Source organism: Streptomyces sp. JLBG701 (assembly GCF_058544905.1).
Window position 1 is genome coordinate 2,852,160 of the sequence record NZ_CM178588.1, and the last position, 19,713, is coordinate 2,871,872.

Sequence of the window (19,713 nt, forward strand, 5' to 3'; positions counted from 1 at the left end):
CACGGCCCTTCCCCCACCGGCCCCGTACGTTGTCCCCGTGAGCCGCCCCCTGCTGTTCCTCGACGTCGACGGCCCCCTCAACCCGTACGCGGCGAAGCCCGAGCGCCGCCCCGAGGGTTACACGACACTCAGGGCGGCCGTGCACCCGGGAAGGCCCCTACGGGTCTGGCTGAACCCGGAGCACGGCCCGGCACTACTGGCCCTCGGGTACGACCTGTGCTGGGCGACCACCTGGATGGAGGCGGCGAACCGCTGGATCGCCCCGGTGATCGGCCTGCCCGAGCTGCCGTACGTCGACTTCGGTGACTCCCTGTTCGCCGGGCGGCCCGACGGTGTCCACTGGAAGACGGAGGCGATCGTCACGTATGCGCGGGGCCGTTCCTTCGCCTGGGTGGACGACGAACTGAGCCCGGCGGACGACGCGTACGTGGCCGCCCGCCATCCCGGGCCCGCGCTGCTGCACCACGTCAGTCCGAGGCTCGGGCTGCGCGAGGACGACTTCACGGTACTGGCGGAGTTCGCGGCCGCGCTGCGGACATGAGCGAGCGCCCTCCCCCTGAGCATGGGAGGGCGCTCAAGCAGTCGGCGGCTCAGTTGTGGCTGTGCAGGATCTCGTTCAGCCCGCCCCACACCGCGTTGTTCGGGCGGGCCTCCACCGCGCCCGTGACCGAGTTGCGGCGGAAGAGGATGTTGGAGGCGCCGGAGAGTTCGCGGGCCTTGACGATCTGGCCGTCGGGCATGGTCACGCGGGTGCCTGCCGTGACGTAGAGGCCCGCTTCGACCACGCACTCGTCGCCCAGTGCGATGCCGACGCCCGCCTCGGCGCCGATCAGGCAGCGTTCGCCGATGGAGATGATGACGTTGCCGCCCCCGGAGAGGGTGCCCATCGTGGAGGCGCCGCCGCCGATGTCCGAGCCGTCGCCGACCACGACACCGGCGGAGATACGGCCCTCGACCATCGACGTGCCGAGGGTGCCCGCGTTGAAGTTGACGAAGCCCTCGTGCATGACGGTCGTGCCCTCGGCGAGGTGCGCGCCGAGGCGGACCCGGTCGGCGTCGGCGATGCGGACGCCCTTGGGGGCGACGTAGTCCGTCATGCGGGGGAACTTGTCGATGGACGTCACCTGGAGGTGCAGGCCCTCCGCGCGGGCGTTGAGGCGCACCTTCTCGACGTCGTCGACCGCGACCGGGCCGAGCGAGGTCCAGGCGACGTTGGCCAGGAAGCCGAACATGCCGTCGAGGCTCTGGCCGTGCGGCTTGACCAGGCGGTGGGAGAGGAGGTGCAGGCGGAGGTAGACGTCGTGGGCGTCGGTCGGCTTCTCGTCGAGCGACGCGATGACCGTGCGGACCGCTACCACCTCGACACCCCGGCGGGCGTCCGGGCCGATCGCCTTGGCGGCGCCCTCGCCGAGCAGTTCGACGGCCCGCTCGGCCGGCAGCCGCTCGGTGCCTGACGGGCCGGGCTCGACGGAGAGCTCGGGGGCGGGGAACCAGGTGTCGAGGACGGTGCCGTCGGCGGTGACGGTGGCAAGCCCGGCGGCAACGGCGCCGGTGGTGCGGGGTGCAGTCGTGTCGGTCATAGGGGAAACCTAACTTGGCGGGGCCCGCGCGGACCAACCGGTGCGCCCGGCATCTCACCTTCCGGGCGCACCGGACGGTTCAGTGCCGTTCGCCCTCCTTGTCCACCACCGCCAGGGCGAGGCGGGCGCCGCTGATGATCACGTCGCCCTTCTTCCACTCCGGCTCCGTGCCATCGCTCCCGGCCACGTACCGGAATCCGGTGTAGAGGTAGGTGCTCGGGTCGATCAGTGTCTCGTTCCGGCTCGCGGTCGGATCGTCGCTCTTCAGGTACAGCGCGACGGCGTCCCGCCCGGCCGCGTCCTCGACCTGCGCGGCGCGTACGCCGGGGATGGTGGCCAGGGCCCGGTAGATCTTGGCGAGACCTTCGGGGTCGTAGACATAGGCGCGGCTGAGGACCACGGTGAGCGCCCGGTACTCGTGTTGCGTACGGGTCTCGGAGTCGTCGGTGGCGTAGAAGAAGGCGCGCGCCTTCGCCCGTACCTTCGCCGGGTCGTCCGGGAGGCTCTTGAGGAACTCGTACTCCTCCCTCGGCGAGTGGTCGTCGCCGGCCCGGCCGTCCTCCATTTTCGGATCGGCGTACTTCACCCAGTTCTCGCTGGTCTGCGGTCCGGGCTTCTCGTCGTCCGTGACGTTCGTCGCGACGGTCTTGGTGTAGATCCACTGCCCGTCGCGGGCGGTGACCGCGGGGCCGGCCGCGATCACGTCCGCGGCGTCGTTCAACAGGGCCTTCGCGCTGCCCAGTTCGAAGGTGTAGCCCGGACCGGCGCCCGGCTGGACGCCCTCGGTGCCGCCCAGCACCTGCGTGCCGATCACCGCGACCGCCGTGATCGCGGCCGCCGCCCCGGCCACGACGAACCGCCGACTGACCGGGGCTCCGCGCATACGGCTGCCCCGCGAGGCCGTCTCCCGCAGCAGCCGCTGCCGTCCGGCCGCCAGCCGTGCGCGCGACGCGTCGGGGGCCTCGGCCCGCAGTTCACGGACCGTCGTCATCTCGTCCATGGTCAGACCACCTCCGTGGTGTCGAGCGTGAATGCGGGGTCGGCACCGAGCGCCGAACGGACCTTGCGGCGGGCCCGGTTGAGCCGGGAGCGGACAGTGCCGACGGGAATGCCGAGCGCCTCGGCGACCTCGGTGTACGTCAGATCCGCCCAGGCCACGAGCAGCAGCACATGCCGGTCACCGGCGGACAGGCCGGCCAGCGCCCCGGCGAGCGGGGCGTGCGCCGTCTGTGCAGTGACCCGGGCGTCGGCGCGCTCGGCCCAGGACTCGGCGACCGGGTCGTGTCCAGTACGAGCCAGCGCCCGCAGGGCCCGTACCTCGGTTCGGCGCTGCTTGCCGATGAGGTTGCCCGCGATGCCGTAGAGCCAAGGGCGGGCGTTGGGACGGTCGGTGTCGTAACGGACGCGGGTGCGGAAGGCGATGAGGAACGTCTCCGCGGTGATGTCGTCGGCGGCACCCGCGCCGAGGCGGCGCGTCACGTAACGGTGGATGTCGGGGGCGTAGCGGTCGTAGAGGCACGCGAAGAGTTCGGGCTCGTCCAGCGACTGGGCGACGACCTCGGCGTCCTGGGACACCTCGGGATCTGGTGGTCCGGTCAAGTCGGTGGCCTCCGTGGGCGTGGTCGGGGTAAGCATGTCACCCGCTGTTCCCCGCGGACGTGAAAAGGGTTCACGCCCCTGCGCCGACGATCCGCCCCAACACCTCCCGCGCATACGCCTCGTCGTACTCCGCCCCTGTCAACAGAACCTGCAGGCAGATCCCGTCAAGGACCGCGACCAACGCCCGCGCGGTCACCGGATCCGTGCGGCCGGCGAGCCGCTCGGCGAGGTCCTCGGCCCACTCGGCGGCGACGGGGCGCAGGGCCGGGCGGCGGAGTGCGGCAAGGTACAACTCGTACTCCAGCTCCACGCCGGTGCGGTCGCCGGCCAGCCACTCGCCCAGTATCCGGGCGAGTTCCGCGGCCAGGTCGCCCCGCGGGTCCTCCAGGCCACCGCGCGCGGCGACCACCTTGGCGAAGCCCTCGTTGGCCTGCCGCAGGGCGGCGACCATCAGCTCGTCGAGGGTCTTGAAGTGGTACGTCGTGGAGCCGAGCGGCACATCGGCCTCGGCTGCGACGGAGCGATGACTCAGCCCGGCGAGGCCCTTGTCCCCCACGACCCGGATCGCGGCATCGATGATCCGCTGCCGCCGCTCGGGGTCGTAGCGCCGGGCCATCAGTGCGCGCCCCCCATGTTCAGCACGACCACGCCGACGATGATCAGCGCGATGCCGGCGGCCTTCGCGACGCCCATCCCCTCCCCGAGGAACAGGATGCCGATGGTGGCGATGGCCGCGGTGCCGACGCCGGACCAGATCGCGTAGGCCGTGCCGACCGAGATGGTCTTCAGGGTCTGGGCGAGCAGCGCGAAGGAGACACCGTAGCCGAGGACCGTCAGCAGCGAGGGCCACAGCCTGCTGAAGCCGTCGCTGTACTTCATGGCGGTGGTGCCACCCACCTCGGCGGCGATGGCCCCGAGGAGCAACAGATATCCCATGTGTACGAGCGTACATAACAGCGATCGCACGACAGCCCTCCAGCCGCCCTGCAGAGACACATGAAACGAGATACCGAACCGCCCCGAAGGCGATCTCGCAGGTGCTCGACCACACCCTGGTCAGCTCCTCGATCGCGTCGCACGACTACGACGTCGTGCACATCAACAGCGAGTTCGCGGACCAGACCAGCGACCACGATCCGCAGGTCGTCCGCATCACCCCGTAAGTCCGGTAGCCGCGACGGGCCCCGGCTCACGCACCCGCGCCAGGCGGTCGAGCATCCGCCGCTTGGCGTGGGCCGCCCGGCGGAGCGTGGCCACCTTCCGGTAGCGCAGCAGCTCGGCGGGGTCGGGCCGGACGGCCCCGCTGAGCTCGTACCCGTTGCGGACCAGCCGATCGCCGAACACCGCGTCGCACAGGCGGATCTGATCCGGCGTCAGCCGCTGCTGCCAGCTGCCCGCCCGGGAGGCGTCCAGCGCGCCTTGGGTGCGCCGGTGCCAGGTCTTCCGGGCGGGCACGGCCGTGTTCGCCAGCCGACGCGGCTCGGTCATCCCGGGTTCGTACTCCTCGCCCAAGTAGTCGCAGATGCCGCGCAGTTGGGGCTCGGGGTCGCCGATCAGGTCCTCGAAGCGCACCTCGTGCCAGCTGTCCGGGCCGAGCCGGCGCGCGTAGCGGCGCGTCACGTCCATGACCTGCGCCCAGGTGGCGACGGCCTCGTGGAAGCCGCGGTGCCACCAGGGCATGCCGAGCAGCGAGGCGACGCAGTCCCGTCCGTCCCGGACCAGGTGCACGAACTGCGCGTCGGGGAAGAGCCGCAGGATCTCCTCGACGTGCAGGGCGTACGCGGGCCGCTTGTCGCCCCAGCGCACCTTGCCGTGGCTCTCCGCGTACGCCTTGAGCGTGATCCCCAGTGCGGAGCCCAGGGTGGGCGGGCCGCCGGCGATCCGCTCGGCGACGGCGCCTGCGTCCAGGCCGAGCTCGTGGAACCGGGTCTCCTGCCGCCCGGTGATCCACTGGGCGAGCCCGGCCCGGTTGTCCGGCTCCCGCAGATCCCCGAAGCCCAGCCGACCCTCGTAGGCGGGCAGCACGAAGCGGGTCTCCGGCGGCAGCGCGATCCTCGGGTGGGCGTGCAGCATCAGCTGGAGCAGGGTCGTCCCGGAGCGGGGACAGCCGAGGACGAACACAGGCCGCGCGGACGCGGTCACGGAAGGGTCAGGTGCACAGGTAGCCACGTCGCCACGCTGCCGTCGGCCGATGAGATGGGCCTGGGAGGTCACTGAGAAAGGGATATGAAGTCCCAAACGGCACACCTGGCGCCCCGAACGCCCCCGACACCACCCGGAACCCCGGAAATCTCATGGAAAGCGCTCGCCGAAACGCCTGCTGGGACCCCTCCACCCCCACTAGTGTTTCACCGTTCACACACTTGGCCGTCAATGTCACGGCCGGTCACCATGGGCTCCGCTGGAGGAACAGCGCATGCCAGAAAGCAAGTCCCAGCCGCCACGGGAGCAACCGTGGGAAGACGGCTGGTCTCCGGACAACTCCCGGATCCCGGGCACCCGTCGGCTCTGGCTGGCCGGTGCTCTCGCCCTGTCCACCATCGCCGCGTGCGTGACGGCAATCGTCGTAACGGACAGGGCGATTGACGATGCGTCAGGCAAGGATTCGACGCAGTCGCCGACGCCCCCGGCGGACGCGACCGTACCGGGCCTGATCTCGTTCGCCACCCCGTCGACGAAGACGGCCTCTCCCTCCGGAGGCAAGATCGGCAAGCCGACCTCATCTGCCGGCACCAGCGCGGCCGCCCACCCCGGCTCCACACCCACGACATCGGCGAAGCCGTCCAAGTCGTCGGCGGCGCCGAGCAGTTCACCGACCACCCCCAAGCCCACGACCACCTGGCGGTCGGTCCAGTCGGTCAACTACCCCTCCCGGTACTGGCAGGTGGACGACGGCTACGTGAAGGTCGACCCGGTCAGCTCGGCGTCGGCACGGCAGGACGCCACCTTCAAACTGGTCAAGGGCCTGGCCAAGTCGACCTGCTACTCCTTCGCCACCGCCGACGGCACCTACCTGCGCCACCGCAACTTCGTCCTGCGCGCCGACCGCAACGACGGCTCGTCCCTCTTCAAGCAGGACGCGACCTTCTGCCCCCGCGCCTCGGCCTTCTCCGGCGCGGTCATGCTGGAGTCGGTGAACTACCCGGGCCGCTACCTACGGCACAAGAACTTCGTGGTCCGCCTTGAGTCGTACGAACACAGCGACCTGTATCGCCAGGACTCGGCGTTCCGTCTGGTGAGCGGCCTGAGCTGAGGCGCCGGGAGACGCCAGTGGCCCCCGGCTCGAATCATCGAAGCCGAGGGCCACTTATCGCTCCGCGGGAAGAGCCGCGACATGCCGTCGGTCGTCTGCGGCGCCATCGTGGCTGGTCGCGCAGTTCCCCGCGCCCCTTTGGGGCGCTGCCCAACCGTCAGACGTTGAAGCCCAGTGCCCTGAGCTGGTCACGGCCATCGTCCGTGATCTTGTCCGGGCCCCACGGCGGCATCCAGACCCAGTTGATGCGGAGCTCGTTGACGAGGCCGTCCGTGGCGGACTTGGCCTGGTCCTCGATGACGTCCGTGAGCGGGCAGGCCGCGGACGTCAGGGTCATGTCGATCGTCGCGATGTTCGCGTCGTCGATGTGGATGCCGTAGATCAGACCCAGATTGACGACGTCGATGCCCAGCTCCGGGTCGACTACGTCGTACAGCGCCTCGCGGACCTCGTCCTCCGAGGCCGGCTTCATCTCAATGGTCTCGCTCATGCCGTCTTCCTTTCGGCGGCGTCCGAGCCCAGGGCCTGGGCCGTCGCGTCCTTCCACGCCATCCAGCTCAGCAGCGCGCACTTCACCCGGGCCGGGTACTTGGAGACACCGGCGAACGCGACCGCGTCCTCCAGCACCTCCTCCATCGCGTCGTCCGGCTCGATCCGGCCCCTGGACTGCATCAGCTCCAGGAAGGTCTCCTGGATCTTCTGCGCCTCGGACAGCTCCTTGCCGACCAGCAGATCGTTCAGGACGGACGCGCTCGCCTGGCTGATGGAGCAGCCCTGGCCCTCGTACGAGACGTCGCTGATCGTCGTGCCGTCATACTTCACGCGCAGGGTGATCTCGTCGCCGCACGTCGGGTTGACGTGGTGCACCTCGGCGTCGCCATCCCGCAAGCCCCGCCCGTGTGGGTGCTTGTAGTGGTCCAGGATGACTTCCTGGTACATCGAATCAAGCTTCACGACTCAGCCAGCTCCTCAGCCGAAGAAGTTCCGTACGTGCTCCAGGCCGTCGACCAGTGCGTCGATCTCGGCCGGCGTGGAGTACAGATAGAACGACGCTCGCGTGGTCGCAGGAATTCCGTACCGCAGGCAGACCGGCCGAGCGCAGTGGTGTCCGACCCGGACCGCGACGCCCTGCTCGTCGAGGACCTGGCCCACGTCGTGCGGGTGGATGTCGCCGAGCGTGAAGGAGATCGCCGCGCCCCGGTCCTCGGCCGTGGTGGGGCCGATGATCTTCAGGCCCGGGACATCGAGCAGCCTCTTCACCGCGTACTCGGTGAGGGCGTGCTCGTGGGCGAGGATCTTGTCCATGCCGATCGAGTTCAGGTAGTCGATCGCCGCGCCGAGACCGACCGCCTGCGCGATCGGCGGGGTGCCCGCCTCGAACTTGTGAGGCGCCGGGGCGTACGTCGACGAGTGCATCGACACCGTCTCGATCATCTCGCCGCCGCCCAGGAACGGGGGCAGGTCCTCCAGGAGCTCCTGGCGGCCCCACAGCACGCCGATGCCCGTCGGACCGCACATCTTGTGGCCGGTGAAGGCCACGAAGTCGGCCTGGAGGGCCTGTACGTCCAGCGGCATGTGCGGCGCGGCCTGCGAGGCGTCGATGCAGACCAGGGCGCCGACCTCCTGCGCCCGTCGCACTATCGCCTCGACGGGGTTGACCGTACCGAGGATGTTCGACACCAGGACGAAGGAGACGATCTTCGTCTTCTCGGTGATGATCTCGTCGATGTTGGAGAGGTCGAGCCGGCCGTCGTCGGTCAGGCCGAACCACTTCAGCTTCGCGCCCGTGCGCTGCGAGAGCAGCTGCCACGGCACGATGTTGGAGTGGTGCTCCATCTCCGTGATGACGATCTCGGTCTCGTGGTCCACGCGGTAGGGCTCGTCGGCCCAGCCCAGCATGTTCGCCACGAGGTTGAGCGACTCGGAGGCGTTCTTGGTGAAGATCACCTCGTCGCGGCTGGGCGCGTTGATGAACGCGGCGACCTTGTCGCGCGCGCCCTCGTACAGCGCCGTGGCCTCCTCGGCGAGCACATGCACACCGCGGTGGACGTTGGCGTTGTAGCGCTCGTAGTACTCGTTCAGGGCGTCGAGCACCTGGCGCGGCTTCTGCGAGGTCGCCGCGTTGTCCAGGTACACGAGCTTCTTACCGTCGTGGACCTGGCGGTCCAGGATGGGGAAGTCCTTGCGGATCGCCTCGGTGTCGAGGAGGCCCGGCAGCTGTGTCACGCGGATGCGCCACCCTTCGTGTATGCCTCGTAGCCCTCGTCCTCCAGCTTGTCGGCGAGCTCGGCGCCGCCGGACTCGACGATGCGACCGCCGGAGAAGACGTGGACGTGGTCGGGCTTGATGTAGCGCAGGATGCGCGTGTAGTGGGTGATCAGCAGGGTGCCGACCTCGCCGGTCTCGCGCACTCGGTTGACGCCCTCGGAGACGATGCGCAGCGCGTCGACGTCCAGACCGGAGTCCGTCTCGTCGAGGATCGCGATCTTCGGCTTGAGGAGCTCCAGCTGGAGGATCTCGTGGCGCTTCTTCTCACCGCCGGAGAAGCCCTCGTTGACGTTGCGCTCGGCGAAGGAGGGGTCCATGTTGAGACGCTCCATGGTCTCCTTGACCTCCTTCACCCAGGTACGCAGCTTGGGCGCCTCACCGCGGATCGCGGTGGCGGACGTACGCAGGAAGTTGGAGACGGAGACGCCGGGGATCTCCACCGGGTACTGCATCGCCAGGAACAGGCCGGCGCGGGCGCGCTCGTCGACGGACATCTCCAGGACGTTCTCGCCGTCGAGGGTGACGGTGCCGCCGGTGATCGTGTACTTGGGGTGGCCCGCGAGGGAGTAGGCGAGCGTCGACTTGCCGGAGCCGTTGGGGCCCATGATGGCGTGCGTCTCGCCCTGCTTCACGGTCAGGTCGACGCCCTTGAGGATCTCCTTCGTGGCGTTGTCGGCCTCGACGGTGACGTGCAGGTCGTGGATTTCAAGCGTTGCCATGGGTTCCTCAGGACTCCTGGGTGAGGGAGACGAGCACGTCGTCCCCTTCGATCTTTACGGGGTAAACGGGGACGGGGCGCGTCGCGGGAAGGCCGGACGGCTTGCCGGTGCGCAGGTCGAAGCTGGAGCCGTGCAGCCAGCACTCGATCTGGCAGTCCTCCACCTCGCCCTCGGAGAGCGAGACGTTCGCGTGCGAGCAGATGTCGTTGATCGCGAACACCTCCCCCTCGGTACGGACGACCGAGACCGGCGTGCCGTCGAGTTCCACCCGCTTCGGGGTGTCCTCCTCCAGCTCGCTCAGCCCACAGGCGCGTACAAAGGCCGACATCAGACCGACGCCTCCAGCTCCTCGTCGATCTTCACAAGGAGGCGCTCTTCGATGTCGTCGACACCGATCTGCTGGACCAGCTCGGCGAAGAAGCCGCGGACGACCAGGCGACGGGCCTCGCCGGCCGGGATGCCGCGGGCCATCAGGTAGAAGAGCTGCTCGTCGTCGAAGCGGCCGGTGGCACTCGCGTGCCCGGCGCCGATGATCTCGCCGGTCTCGATCTCCAGGTTGGGCACGGAGTCGACCCGGGCGCCGTCGGTCAGGACCAGGTTGCGGTTCATCTCGTACGTGTCCGTGCCCTCGGCCTTGGCCTCGATGAGGACGTCACCGATCCACACCGCGTGGGCGCCCTCGCCCTGGAGCGCGCCCTTGTAGGCCACGTTCGACTTGCAGTGCGGGGTGTTGTGGTCGACCAGGAGGCGGTGCTCCTGGTGCTGGCCGGCGTCCGTGAAGTACAGGCCGAAGAGCTCGGCCTCGCCGCCGGGGCCGGCGTAGGCGACGCGGGGGTGCAGGCGTACGAGGTCGCCGCCGAAGGTGACGACGAAGGACTTGAAGGTGGCGTCGCGGCCGATCAGCGCGTTGTGCTGGCCGACGTGCACGGCCTTGTCGTCCCAGTCCTGGACGGAGACGACGGTGAGCTTGGCGCCGTCGCCCAGGATGTAGTCGACGTTGGCTGCCACCACGGCGTCACCGGTGTGGTCGATGACGACGACGGCCTCGGCGAAGGCGCCCAGCTCGACGACCTGGTGGCCGTAGGCGACACCGCCCTCGCCGTGCACGGTGATGCGGATCGGCTCGGTGAGCACCATCTCCTTGGGGACGGTGACCACGCCGGCCTTCTCGAACGCCGAGTACGCCTGGGCGGCGACGCGGTCCACGGGGGTGCCGGCCTTGCCGAGGCGCGGGTCGTCACGGTCGACGGTCTCGAGCAAGACGCCCTCGGGGGCCTGGACGTCGACCTTCACGCCCTCGCCGGTGGCGACCGCGGTGCCGTCGTGCAGCCCGCGCAGGCGCTCCAGCGGGGTGAACCGCCACTCCTCCTCGCGGCCGTGGGGGACGGGAAAGTCCGCCACGTCGAAGGACGGGGGCGCGCTCATGCGCGTGGCGACGGTCGACTCGGCGGCCACCGCGATCTGGCCGGCGGTCGTGCTGCCCACCGGGATGTTCTGAGCCTCAGCCATGGCTGTCGGTCTGCTCTCTTTCCTGCGTCAGATTTCGCTTGCTGCTTACCGGGGGCGGTCTTAGCCGACCGCACCTTCCATCTGCAGCTCGATCAGCCGGTTGAGCTCAAGTGCGTACTCCATGGGAAGCTCCTTGGCGATCGGCTCGACGAAGCCGCGCACGATCATCGCCATCGCCTCGAACTCACTCAGACCACGGCTCATCAGGTAGAAGAGCTGGTCGTCGGAGACCTTGGAGACGGTCGCCTCGTGACCCATGGACACGTCGTCCTCGCGGACGTCGACGTAGGGGTACGTGTCGGAGCGGGAGATGGTGTCCACCAGCAGCGCGTCGCACAGCACGTTGGACTTGGAGCCGTGGGCGCCCTCGCCGATCTCGACGAGACCGCGGTAGGAGGTGCGGCCGCCACCGCGCGCCACCGACTTGGAGACGATGTTGGAGGAGGTGTTCGGCGCCATGTGGACCATCTTGGAGCCGGCGTCCTGGTGCTGCCCCTCGCCCGCGAAGGCGATGGAGAGGGTCTCGCCCTTGGCGTGCTCACCCATGAGGTAGACGGCCGGGTACTTCATCGTCACCTTGGAGCCGATGTTGCCGTCGATCCACTCCATGGTCGCGCCCTCGTACGCCACGGCGCGCTTGGTGACCAGGTTGTAGACGTTGTTCGACCAGTTCTGGATGGTCGTGTAACGGCAGCGGGCGTTCTTCTTGACGATGATCTCGACCACGGCGCTGTGCAGCGAGTCCGACTTGTAGATCGGGGCCGTACAACCCTCGACGTAGTGCACGTAGGCACCCTCGTCGACGATGATCAGGGTCCGCTCGAACTGGCCCATGTTCTCCGTGTTGATACGGAAGTAGGCCTGGAGCGGGATCTCGACCTGCACGCCCTTGGGCACGTAGATGAAGGAGCCGCCCGACCACACGGCGGTGTTCAGCGAGGCGAACTTGTTGTCACCGACCGGGATGACGGTGCCGAAGTACTCCTTGAAGAGCTCCGGGTGCTCCTTCAGCGCGGTGTCGGTGTCGAGGAAGATGACGCCCTGCTCCTCCAGGTCCTCGCGGATCTGGTGGTAGACGACCTCGGACTCGTACTGGGCCGCGACACCGGCGACGAGGCGCTGCTTCTCCGCCTCGGGGATGCCGAGCTTGTCGTACGTGTTCTTGATGTCCTCGGGCAGGTCCTCCCAGGACTCCGCCTGCTTCTCCGTGGAGCGCACGAAGTACTTGATGTTGTCGAAGTCGATGCCGGAGAGGTCCGAGCCCCAGTTCGGCATGGGCTTCTTGTCGAAGAGGCGCAGGCCCTTGAGGCGGAGCTTGGTCATCCACTCCGGCTCGCTCTTCTTCGCGGAGATGTCCCGGACGACGTCCTCGTTGATGCCGCGCTTCGCAGAGGCACCGGCCACGTCGGAGTCGGCCCAGCCGTATTCGTAGTTGCCCAGCCCCTCGAGCTCGGGGTGGGCAGTCTCCTCGATGGGGAGCGTCATGCGGGGTTCCTCCCGGCGGTGCTTGCAGATGATGCGTTATGGGTGGCGTGGGAAATCTTTGGGATGAACGTGGTGCACACACCGTCGCCGTGGGCGATGGTGGCCAGTCGCTGGACATGGGTGCCGAGCAGCTGGGAGAAGAACTCGGTCTCCGCCTCGCAGAGCTGCGGGAACTGTTCGGCGACATGGGCGACCGGGCAGTGGTGCTGGCAGAGCTGCTCACCGACCGGTGCGCTACGCGCCGTAGCAGCGTACCCGTCCACGCTCAGGGCCTTGGCCAGCGCTTCTGTCCGCTCCTCGGGGGTCGCGGCCTCGATGGCCTTGCGGTACGAGGCGGCCTGGGTAGCCATCCGGGAGCGGGCGAAGGCGACGAGCGCCTCGTCCCCGCCCTCACGCTGCGCGATCCAGCGCAGGGCGTCCGCGGCGAGCTTGTCGTAGGACTGGTCGAAGGCGTCCCGGCCACAGTCGGTCAGGGCGAACACCTTGGCGGGACGGCCGCGCGTACGCGCTCCGTAGACCCGCTGCTCACGTGCTTCCACGACATCGTCGGCGACGAGCGCGTCGAGATGACGGCGTACGGCGGCCTGGGTCAGCCCCAGCCGGCCCGCGAGGTCGGCCACGGTCGACGGGCCGTGGTCCAGGATGGAGCGCGCGACACGGTTGCGGGTGGACCGCTCCCCGGTCGCGAGTTCCTCCTGCGGAGCCTCGCCAACGTTTTTCACAACGCCATTGTTGCGTAATTCCTCAGAGGCAGGCAACCCACGTCCGGCCGCTGGACGGTGCCCTGCGTCACTTAGGTTTACCTAATCTGACCTGCGAAAACGATCACTGATCGATCAAACCGGTGGCACGGCCGGACCCCTTCCGGGACACTCCCGAACCATGTCCACACCCCCTCCGACCGGCCCACTTGTCACCCGAGGCACAGTCGCCGCACAGCTGCGCGCACTAGGGGTCGAACCCGGTGAAACCCTCCTCGCGCACTCCTCCCTGAGCTCCCTCGGCTGGGTCTGCGGAGGCGCCGTCGCGGTCGTCCAGGGATTGCTGGACGCACTCGGCCCGGACGGCACCCTGGTGGTCCCCACCCAGTCCGGCGACCTCTCGGACCCGGCCCTGTGGGGCAACCCGCCCGTGCCCAAGTCCTGGTGGGAGCCCATCCGGGCCGCCATGCCCGCCTACGACCCCCTCGTCACGCCCTCGCGCGGGGTGGGCGTGATCCCGGAGACCGTACGGAACTGGCCGGGCGCCCTGCGCAGCGCGCACCCCCAGACCTCGTTCGCGGCGCTCGGACCGCGCGCGGCGAAGATCGTCGAGGGCCACGCCCCCGACTGCCGACTCGGCGAGCACAGCCCCCTGGCACGCCTGGAGTCCCTCCACGCGCGCGTGCTGCTGCTCGGCGCGGGCTACGACGCGTGCACCAGCTTCCACCTGGCCGAGTACCGGATACCTGCGCCGCTCGTCGAGGTGGGCCGCCCCGGCCCGGCCGCCGGGTGGGAGGAGGTGACCGAGGTGTCGATCTCGTCGGATCGCTTCGACGAGCTGGGCCACGACTTCGAACGGGACCGTCCCGTCGTACGGGGAAAGGTGGGCGCGGCGGACGTGCGGCTGTTCCCGGTGGCGGACGCGGTGGCGTACGCCGAGCGGTGGTTGGCGGTTCATCGCCCCCGTGAAGAGGAGTTTCTGCACCCGCCCGTCTGAGACGGCGATCGCGTACCTAGACTCTGTGCCCATGCGAAGTCAGCCCGTGGTCCAGGTCCAGGCCCTGGTGAAGCGGTACGGCACGAAGACCGCGGTGAACGGCCTCGACCTGGTGGCCGAAGCGGGTGTCACCGCCGTACTGGGACCCAACGGAGCGGGCAAGACGACCACGGTCGAGACCTGCGAGGGGTACCGGAAGCCGGACTCCGGCACGGTGCGCGTCCTGGGCCTCGACCCGGTCAGACAGTCGGCCGCACTGCGCCCCAGAATCGGCGTGATGCTCCAGTCCGGCGGCGTCTACTCGGGCGCGCGAGCGGACGAGATGCTGCGCCATGTGGCCAAGCTGCACGCGCACCCACTGGACGTCGACGGGCTCATAGAGCGCCTGGGCCTCGGCAGTTGCGGCCGGACCACGTACCGCAGGCTGTCGGGAGGCCAGCAGCAGCGGCTCGCGCTGGCGATGGCCGTCGTCGGCCGCCCCGAGCTGGTCTTCCTGGACGAGCCGACCGCCGGTCTCGACCCGCAGGCCCGTCACGCCACCTGGGACCTGGTCCGCGACCTGCGCACGGACGGCGTCTCGGTCATCCTGACCACCCACTACATGGACGAGGCCGAACAACTCGCCGACGACGTCGCCATCATCGACGCCGGCCAGGTCATCGCCCACGGCTCCCCCGAACAGCTGTGCCGTGGCGGCGCCGAGAACACCCTGCGCTTCACGGGCCGCCCGGGTCTGGACGTGGGCTCCCTGCTGAAGGCCCTCCCGGCGGACTGCACGGCGGCCGAACTGACCCCGGGCTCCTACCGGGTGGGCGGCAAGGTCGACCCGCAGCTGCTCGCGACGGTCACGTCGTGGTGCGCGCAGCACGGGGTGATGCCGGACCGGATCTCGGTGGAACGGCACACGCTGGAGGATGTCTTCCTGGAGCTGACCGGCAAGGAGCTGCGCTCATGACGACCGTCACCACGGGGACGTACACCCCGCACCCCGGCGCCGCCCCGCTTCCCCGCATGATCGCGGCGCAGGCGGTCCTGGAGACGAAGATGCTGCTGCGCAACGGCGAACAGCTCCTCCTGACGGTGGTGATCCCCACCCTGCTCCTGCTCCTCTTCGGCTCGGTCGACATCGTCGACACCGGCGCCGGCAAGGCCGTCGACTTCCTCGCCCCCGGCGTCCTCGCGCTCGCGGTGATGTCGACGGCGTTCACGGGCCAGGCGATCGCGACGGGCTTCGAGCGCCGCTACGGAGTCCTCAAGCGCCTCGCCTCCTCCCCGCTCCCCCGCTGGGGCCTGATGACCGCGAAGACGGCGTCGGTCCTGGTCACGGAGATCCTCCAGGTCCTCCTGGTGACGGCGATCGCCTTCGCGATGGGCTGGTCACCGCACGGCAACCCCCTGGCCGTCGTCCTGCTGCTCGTCCTGGGCACAGCCGCCTTCTCGGGCCTCGGCCTGCTGATGGCCGGCACCCTGAAAGCGGAGGCGACCCTTGCCGCCGCGAACCTCGTCTTCCTGCTGCTCCTGGTCGGCGGCGGCGTGATCGTCCCGCTGGACAAGTTCCCGGCGGGCGCCCAGGACGTACTCGGGCTGCTGCCTGTCTCGGCGCTGTCGGACGGGCTGCGGGATGTGTTGCAGCAGGGGGCCGGGATGCCGTGGGGCGACCTGGGGATCCTGGCTGTGTGGGCGGTCGTGGGGCTGGGGGCTGCCGGGAAGTTCTTCCGCTGGGAGTGAGCGGGAGCGGGTCCAGGGGTGCCGACCCCTCGTGAAAGCGTGCACAAGCGGCCCCCTACGATGGTCCCCGTGCCAAACGTGACCCCCGCCGACGCCGTAGCCGCCGTGCGCAACCCGCTCGCCTTCATCGCCGCACGTTGGACGCCGACTCCTCGGACGGTCCAGCGGGCGGCTCTCGCCGCGCTCGTCATGTCGGTGGTCATCGTGGTCACCGGCGGTGCGGTGCGGCTGACCGGGTCCGGACTCGGCTGCCCGACCTGGCCCAAGTGCACCGACGACTCGCTCACCACCACCAGCGCCATGGGCGTGCACGGGGTGATCGAGTTCGGCAACCGCATGCTGACGTACGTGCTGTGCGCCGCCGTCGGCTGGGCGATCATCGCGGCGCGCTCCGAGAAGCCGTACCGGCGCGCCCTCACCCGGCTGGGCTGGGCGCAGTTCTGGGTCGTGATGAGCAACGCGGTACTCGGCGGCGTCGTGGTCCTCGTGGGCCTCAACCCGTACACGGTCGCCGCGCACTTCCTGCTCTCCTCGGCCCTGATCGCGGTCGCCACGGTGATGTGGCAGCGCACCCGGGAGGGCGACGGAGCTCCGCGTCCGCTGGTCGGCAAGGCCGTGCAGCAGTTGGTGTGGTTCCTGGTCGCGGCCTCGGTGCTGCTGATCGCGGTCGGCACGGTGGTGACCGGCTCCGGCCCGCACGCGGGCGACTCCAGCGAGGTCGAGCGCATGCCGCTGGACTGGGAGACCATCAGCAAGCTGCACGCCGTACTCGCCTGGATCGTGGTCACGCTGACCTTCGCCCTGTGGTTCGTCCTCAAGGCGGTCGACGCCCCCAAGGGCCCGCTGTCCCGCGCCCGCGACCTCTTCCTGATCCTCATGGCCCAGGGCGTCATCGGCTACGTCCAGTACTTCACGGACCTTCCCGAAGCCCTGGTCGGCCTCCACATGCTCGGCTCGGGGCTGGTGTGGATCGCGGTGCTGCGGGTGCTGCTGGCGCTGCGGGAGCGGCCCGACGTGCCGGCCGACGTGCCCGGTCTTTCGGCCGAGGCCACGCTGACCAAGGCCTGACCCCGGCTCACTCATCCAGCCCGTACACCCTCCGCGCGGTCCCCGCCGCGATCAGCCCAGCCACCCGCTGCGCGTCCGCCAGCGACCACGCCCCCTCGGCGACCCAGTTGCCCAGCACGCGCCCCAGCGCCTCGCGGAACAGCCGCGCGCCCACGACGTGCAGCTCGGGCAGGCCGTGGGCCCCGCTGGAGAAGAGGATCTTGCCGAAGGGGGCCAGCTCCAGGATCTCCGCGAGGATCGTCGCGGCGCGGGCGCCGGTGCGGACGAGGGCGGCGCCCGAGTCGGCGTAGACGTGCGGGAAGACGCCGGCGAGGTGGGCGGCATGGCGGTGGTAGGGGTAGCCGTGGAGAAGGACCAGGTCCGTGCCCAGGCCCGCCGTCGCCCGGACGAAGTCCGTGAGCAGGACCGGGTCGGTACGGTCGATGCGCAGGCCCGGTTCGCCGAGCCCGGCGTGGAGCTGGAGGGGCAGCCCGGAGGCGACCGCGATCCACAGCAGATGGCGCAGCAGCACCGGGTCGCTCAGGGTTCCGCCGACCCCGCGTCCGGCCAGCCAGCGGCCCGCCGCGCCGCGTACCTCACCCGGCCCGGGCGGCTCCGGTGCCAGCGCGAGCCCGTGCCGTACGCCCGCCACCGAGGTGAAGGCGACGGCGCTCGCGGCGGCCCCGTGCACCGACTCGGCGAGATTGGCGAGAAACGACTCGACCGTCCCGGAGGTGTCGGCGACCTGTTCGGCCAGCAGCTCCAGACGCACGATCTCGCGTGCGTCGGCGTCCCCGGCGGAGGCCATCTCGGTCGGTCCGGTGAGGTCGCCCGGCAGACCTGTGTCGACGAGATACGTCGTGATGCCACTGCCGCGCAGCAGTCTGCGGCCCGCCTCCAGTACGCCGAGTTCACGGCGGCGCGCGAGATAACGGGCGGGCGGGGAGTGCGGCTCAAGGCCGAGGAGAGGGGGGCACCAACGGCGTACGGCGAAGCCCGTCTGGGTGTCGAACAGAGTCGTTCCGGGCGCGGGCGGGCCCTCGGTGCGGGCCAGCTGGGCCTCGAAGGTACCGAGGCCCAGCTCTGTTCTCAGTACGCCGTGGCAGTACTGGTCCACGAGGGACGGCGTTTCGATCATCCGGACTCCCGTGGCTGGCCCTTGTCCTTTCTCAGGGCCTAACGGGTGAAACGGGGATCAGGTGTTGGTCACGCACACCCTGTGTGAATGACCGACGGCTGTCAGCCGTCGCCCCCGAGGTTCGCTTCTCAGCCGCCGATCTGGATGCCGGCCATGCGCTTCCACTCGTACTCGCTCGTCTTCACCTTGGCCGCGAACTCGCCGTCGAAGTCCTCGTGGACCGTGATCCCGGACTTCGCCACCGCCTGCTCGGCGATCGCCATCGTGGGGGCGACCAGATCGCCCCAGCCGCCGTCCTCGCCGACGAGGACGATGCGGGCGCCCCGCTCGCCGATGTACGCGATCTGGCCCTCGGCCCCGCCGTGCGCCTTGGAGAAGGCGTTGATCTGCTTGGCGAGCCGGGTCACCTTGCGCTCGGCCTTCGCGTCAACCTGCTGCGTGTCTGCCATGGTCAGGATGCTACCGATGGGTAGATCAAACGGCGACGGGCGGGGTGCGTGGCCTTGACCACGCACCCCGCCCGCAGACGACGTATACGAGACGTACGAAGTGCTAGCGGAGGAAGGGGTCCACCGCCACCGCCACGAACAGCAGCGAGACGTAGGTGATGGACCAGTGGAACAGGCGCATCTCCTTGAGCTTCACGCCGGTCACCTCGCCCCGTGCGCGATTCTGCAGCGCGTGTGCCTCCCACAGCCACCAGCCGCCCGCCGCCAGGGCGACCGCCGTGTAGAACCAGCCCGTGTAGCCGAGGGGCGTCAGCAGGAGGGAGACCGCGACCATCACCCAGCTGTAGATGACGATCTGCTTGGCGACGACCTTGTTGGAGGCGATGACCGGCAGCATCGGGACGCCCACGCGCGCGTAGTCCTCCCGCACCTTCATGGACAGCGGCCAGTAGTGCGGCGGCGTCCAGAAGAAGATGACGAGGAAGAGGATGACCGGCGCCCAGGAGAGGGAGCCCGTGACCGCGGACCAGCCGATCAGGACCGGCATGCAGCCGGCGATGCCGCCCCACACGATGTTCTGCGAGGTACGGCGCTTGAGGATCACCGTGTAGACGACCACGTAGAAGAGGAGTGCGCCGAGGGACAGCCAGGCCGACAGCCAGTTGACGGTCAGGCCGAACAGGAGCGTCGAGACGACCGCGAGGGCGCTGCCGAAGGCGAGGCATTCGCGCGGGCTGACCATGCCGGTGACCAGGGGGCGCTGTGAGGTGCGGTCCATGAGCGCGTCGATGTCGCGGTCGATGTACATGTTGAGGGCGTTGGCGCCGCCCGCGGAGAGGTAGCCGCCGACGCAGGTGAGGAGGACCAGCCGGAGGTCCGGCACACCCTGCTCCGCCAGGAACATCACCGGAACGGTGGTGATGAGCAGCAGCTCGATGATCCGCGGCTTGGTCAGCGCCACGAACGCCTTGACACGGGCCCCGATCGGCCGGTGGCTCGGGCTCTGGCTCGTCCCGATAATCCCCGCTGGACGGGATTCAACGGCCGTCACGCACACCCCTGACAGAGACATCCCAGCAAGCCTCCCCATGTGAAGTCCGGGTAAAGGCTCGCGCGTACCACGCCACTGTAGACGTTGCCCAGACCCGGATATTCGCGGGGGTGGGGTCGTGTTGGGCGGCGCCTCCGGAAGAGCTCGACGGCACTCTGTTGAGCACTCGGACGAGCGCCTCCGTATTCA

24 protein-coding genes are annotated in these 19,713 nt (G+C 69.6%); 7 read left to right on the plus strand and 17 right to left on the minus strand.

Going from position 1 to position 19,713, the window contains the following annotated elements; genetic code table 11:
• The first annotated feature begins 37 nt into the window (after positions 1 to 37).
• Positions 38 to 541 (plus strand): HAD domain-containing protein, encoded by a 504-nt coding sequence (locus tag AC5DRG_RS13035; protein ID WP_491810387.1) that lies wholly within the window; start codon positions 38 to 40, stop codon positions 539 to 541.
• Between the two features lie 49 nt (positions 542 to 590).
• Here the strand turns inward: AC5DRG_RS13035 and dapD are convergent, their stop codons facing one another.
• From dapD to AC5DRG_RS13060, 5 genes are all read right to left on the minus strand, one after another.
• A complete protein-coding gene (dapD, locus tag AC5DRG_RS13040) occupies positions 591 to 1,580 on the minus strand; it encodes a 2,3,4,5-tetrahydropyridine-2,6-dicarboxylate N-succinyltransferase (protein WP_491810389.1) in 990 nt (329 codons plus the stop codon).
• Between the two features lie 79 nt (positions 1,581 to 1,659).
• On the minus strand, positions 1,660 to 2,580 hold the full coding sequence (locus tag AC5DRG_RS13045; RefSeq protein WP_491810391.1) for a CU044_5270 family protein: 921 nt from the start codon (positions 2,578 to 2,580) through the stop codon (positions 1,660 to 1,662).
• 2 nt (positions 2,581 to 2,582) lie between these two features.
• On the minus strand, positions 2,583 to 3,179 hold the full coding sequence (locus AC5DRG_RS13050) for an RNA polymerase sigma factor (RefSeq protein ID WP_491813027.1): 597 nt from the start codon (positions 3,177 to 3,179) through the stop codon (positions 2,583 to 2,585).
• Positions 3,180 to 3,249: 70 nt separating this feature from the next.
• A complete protein-coding gene (locus AC5DRG_RS13055) occupies positions 3,250 to 3,795 on the minus strand; it encodes a TetR/AcrR family transcriptional regulator (protein WP_491810393.1) in 546 nt (181 codons plus the stop codon).
• On the minus strand, positions 3,795 to 4,115 hold the full coding sequence (locus AC5DRG_RS13060) for a DMT family transporter (RefSeq protein ID WP_491810395.1): 321 nt from the start codon (positions 4,113 to 4,115) through the stop codon (positions 3,795 to 3,797). Before AC5DRG_RS13060 ends, AC5DRG_RS13055 begins: the two co-directional genes overlap by 1 nt.
• 101 nt (positions 4,116 to 4,216) lie before the next feature.
• Between AC5DRG_RS13060 and AC5DRG_RS13065 the strand changes: the two genes are divergently transcribed.
• Positions 4,217 to 4,342, plus strand: a complete 126-nt coding sequence (locus AC5DRG_RS13065) for a hypothetical protein (RefSeq protein WP_491810396.1) — start codon at positions 4,217 to 4,219, stop codon at positions 4,340 to 4,342.
• On the opposite strand, the gene AC5DRG_RS13070 is transcribed toward AC5DRG_RS13065, so the two are convergent.
• Complete coding sequence (locus tag AC5DRG_RS13070) at positions 4,332 to 5,321, minus strand: sulfotransferase family protein (protein ID WP_491810398.1); 990 nt, start codon at positions 5,319 to 5,321, stop codon at positions 4,332 to 4,334. The two genes, AC5DRG_RS13065 and AC5DRG_RS13070, sit on opposite strands and share 11 nt — an antisense overlap.
• A gap of 274 nt (positions 5,322 to 5,595) precedes the next feature.
• On the opposite strand from AC5DRG_RS13070, the gene AC5DRG_RS13075 reads away from it, so the two are divergent.
• Positions 5,596 to 6,432 carry an AbfB domain-containing protein gene (locus tag AC5DRG_RS13075; RefSeq protein WP_491810400.1) on the plus strand — a complete coding sequence of 279 codons (837 nt, stop codon included), beginning with the start codon at positions 5,596 to 5,598 and terminating at the stop codon, positions 6,430 to 6,432.
• A 157-nt stretch (positions 6,433 to 6,589) separates the two neighbouring features.
• Here the strand turns inward: AC5DRG_RS13075 and AC5DRG_RS13080 are convergent, their stop codons facing one another.
• The 8 genes from AC5DRG_RS13080 to AC5DRG_RS13115 are packed head-to-tail and all read right to left on the minus strand — an operon-like array spanning position 6,590 to position 13,135.
• Positions 6,590 to 6,922, minus strand: a complete 333-nt coding sequence (locus AC5DRG_RS13080; RefSeq protein WP_010352445.1) for a metal-sulfur cluster assembly factor — start codon at positions 6,920 to 6,922, stop codon at positions 6,590 to 6,592.
• Positions 6,919 to 7,386, minus strand: coding sequence for a Fe-S cluster assembly sulfur transfer protein SufU (sufU, locus tag AC5DRG_RS13085; RefSeq protein WP_491810402.1), 468 nt, complete (start codon positions 7,384 to 7,386; stop codon positions 6,919 to 6,921). Before sufU ends, AC5DRG_RS13080 begins: the two co-directional genes overlap by 4 nt.
• A gap of 15 nt (positions 7,387 to 7,401) precedes the next feature.
• The gene (locus AC5DRG_RS13090) at positions 7,402 to 8,658 is read right to left on the minus strand and encodes a cysteine desulfurase (RefSeq protein ID WP_491810404.1); all 1,257 of its coding nucleotides are present in this window, start codon (positions 8,656 to 8,658) and stop codon (positions 7,402 to 7,404) included.
• Positions 8,655 to 9,419: a Fe-S cluster assembly ATPase SufC gene (sufC, locus tag AC5DRG_RS13095; RefSeq protein ID WP_491810406.1), complete on the minus strand. Its 765-nt coding sequence runs from the start codon at positions 9,417 to 9,419 to the stop codon at positions 8,655 to 8,657. The genes AC5DRG_RS13090 and sufC overlap by 4 nt, the downstream gene beginning before the upstream one ends.
• Before the next feature lie 7 nt (positions 9,420 to 9,426).
• Positions 9,427 to 9,747, minus strand: a complete 321-nt coding sequence (locus AC5DRG_RS13100) for a bifunctional 3-phenylpropionate/cinnamic acid dioxygenase ferredoxin subunit (protein ID WP_491810408.1) — start codon at positions 9,745 to 9,747, stop codon at positions 9,427 to 9,429.
• The gene (gene sufD, locus AC5DRG_RS13105; RefSeq protein WP_491810409.1) at positions 9,747 to 10,928 is read right to left on the minus strand and encodes a Fe-S cluster assembly protein SufD; all 1,182 of its coding nucleotides are present in this window, start codon (positions 10,926 to 10,928) and stop codon (positions 9,747 to 9,749) included. The genes AC5DRG_RS13100 and sufD overlap by 1 nt, the downstream gene beginning before the upstream one ends.
• A 60-nt stretch (positions 10,929 to 10,988) precedes the next feature.
• The gene (gene sufB, locus AC5DRG_RS13110; protein WP_491810411.1) at positions 10,989 to 12,413 is read right to left on the minus strand and encodes a Fe-S cluster assembly protein SufB; all 1,425 of its coding nucleotides are present in this window, start codon (positions 12,411 to 12,413) and stop codon (positions 10,989 to 10,991) included.
• Positions 12,410 to 13,135, minus strand: a complete 726-nt coding sequence (locus tag AC5DRG_RS13115; RefSeq protein ID WP_491810413.1) for a helix-turn-helix transcriptional regulator — start codon at positions 13,133 to 13,135, stop codon at positions 12,410 to 12,412. The genes sufB and AC5DRG_RS13115 overlap by 4 nt, the downstream gene beginning before the upstream one ends.
• A 160-nt stretch (positions 13,136 to 13,295) precedes the next feature.
• On the opposite strand from AC5DRG_RS13115, the gene AC5DRG_RS13120 reads away from it, so the two are divergent.
• Genes AC5DRG_RS13120 through AC5DRG_RS13135 form a run of 4 tightly spaced genes read left to right on the plus strand, consistent with a single transcriptional unit; the run spans position 13,296 to position 16,907 of the window.
• Positions 13,296 to 14,111 (plus strand): AAC(3) family N-acetyltransferase, encoded by an 816-nt coding sequence (locus AC5DRG_RS13120; RefSeq protein ID WP_491810415.1) that lies wholly within the window; start codon positions 13,296 to 13,298, stop codon positions 14,109 to 14,111.
• Between the two features lie 31 nt (positions 14,112 to 14,142).
• Positions 14,143 to 15,066: an ABC transporter ATP-binding protein gene (locus AC5DRG_RS13125; RefSeq protein ID WP_491810417.1), complete on the plus strand. Its 924-nt coding sequence runs from the start codon at positions 14,143 to 14,145 to the stop codon at positions 15,064 to 15,066.
• On the plus strand, positions 15,063 to 15,839 hold the full coding sequence (locus tag AC5DRG_RS13130) for an ABC transporter permease (protein ID WP_491810419.1): 777 nt from the start codon (positions 15,063 to 15,065) through the stop codon (positions 15,837 to 15,839). The genes AC5DRG_RS13125 and AC5DRG_RS13130 overlap by 4 nt, the downstream gene beginning before the upstream one ends.
• 60 nt (positions 15,840 to 15,899) lie before the next feature.
• Entirely contained in the window at positions 15,900 to 16,907 is a 1,008-nt protein-coding gene (locus tag AC5DRG_RS13135; RefSeq protein ID WP_491810421.1) for a COX15/CtaA family protein, read from the plus strand.
• A gap of 7 nt (positions 16,908 to 16,914) precedes the next feature.
• Here the strand turns inward: AC5DRG_RS13135 and AC5DRG_RS13140 are convergent, their stop codons facing one another.
• From AC5DRG_RS13140 to AC5DRG_RS13150, 3 genes are all read right to left on the minus strand, one after another.
• Positions 16,915 to 18,024, minus strand: a complete 1,110-nt coding sequence (locus tag AC5DRG_RS13140; RefSeq protein WP_491810423.1) for an amidohydrolase family protein — start codon at positions 18,022 to 18,024, stop codon at positions 16,915 to 16,917.
• A gap of 128 nt (positions 18,025 to 18,152) precedes the next feature.
• Positions 18,153 to 18,473, minus strand: a complete 321-nt coding sequence (locus tag AC5DRG_RS13145; RefSeq protein WP_491810425.1) for a hypothetical protein — start codon at positions 18,471 to 18,473, stop codon at positions 18,153 to 18,155.
• A gap of 103 nt (positions 18,474 to 18,576) precedes the next feature.
• The gene (locus tag AC5DRG_RS13150) at positions 18,577 to 19,530 is read right to left on the minus strand and encodes a heme o synthase (protein WP_491813028.1); all 954 of its coding nucleotides are present in this window, start codon (positions 19,528 to 19,530) and stop codon (positions 18,577 to 18,579) included.
• Between the last annotated feature and the right edge of the window lie 183 nt (positions 19,531 to 19,713).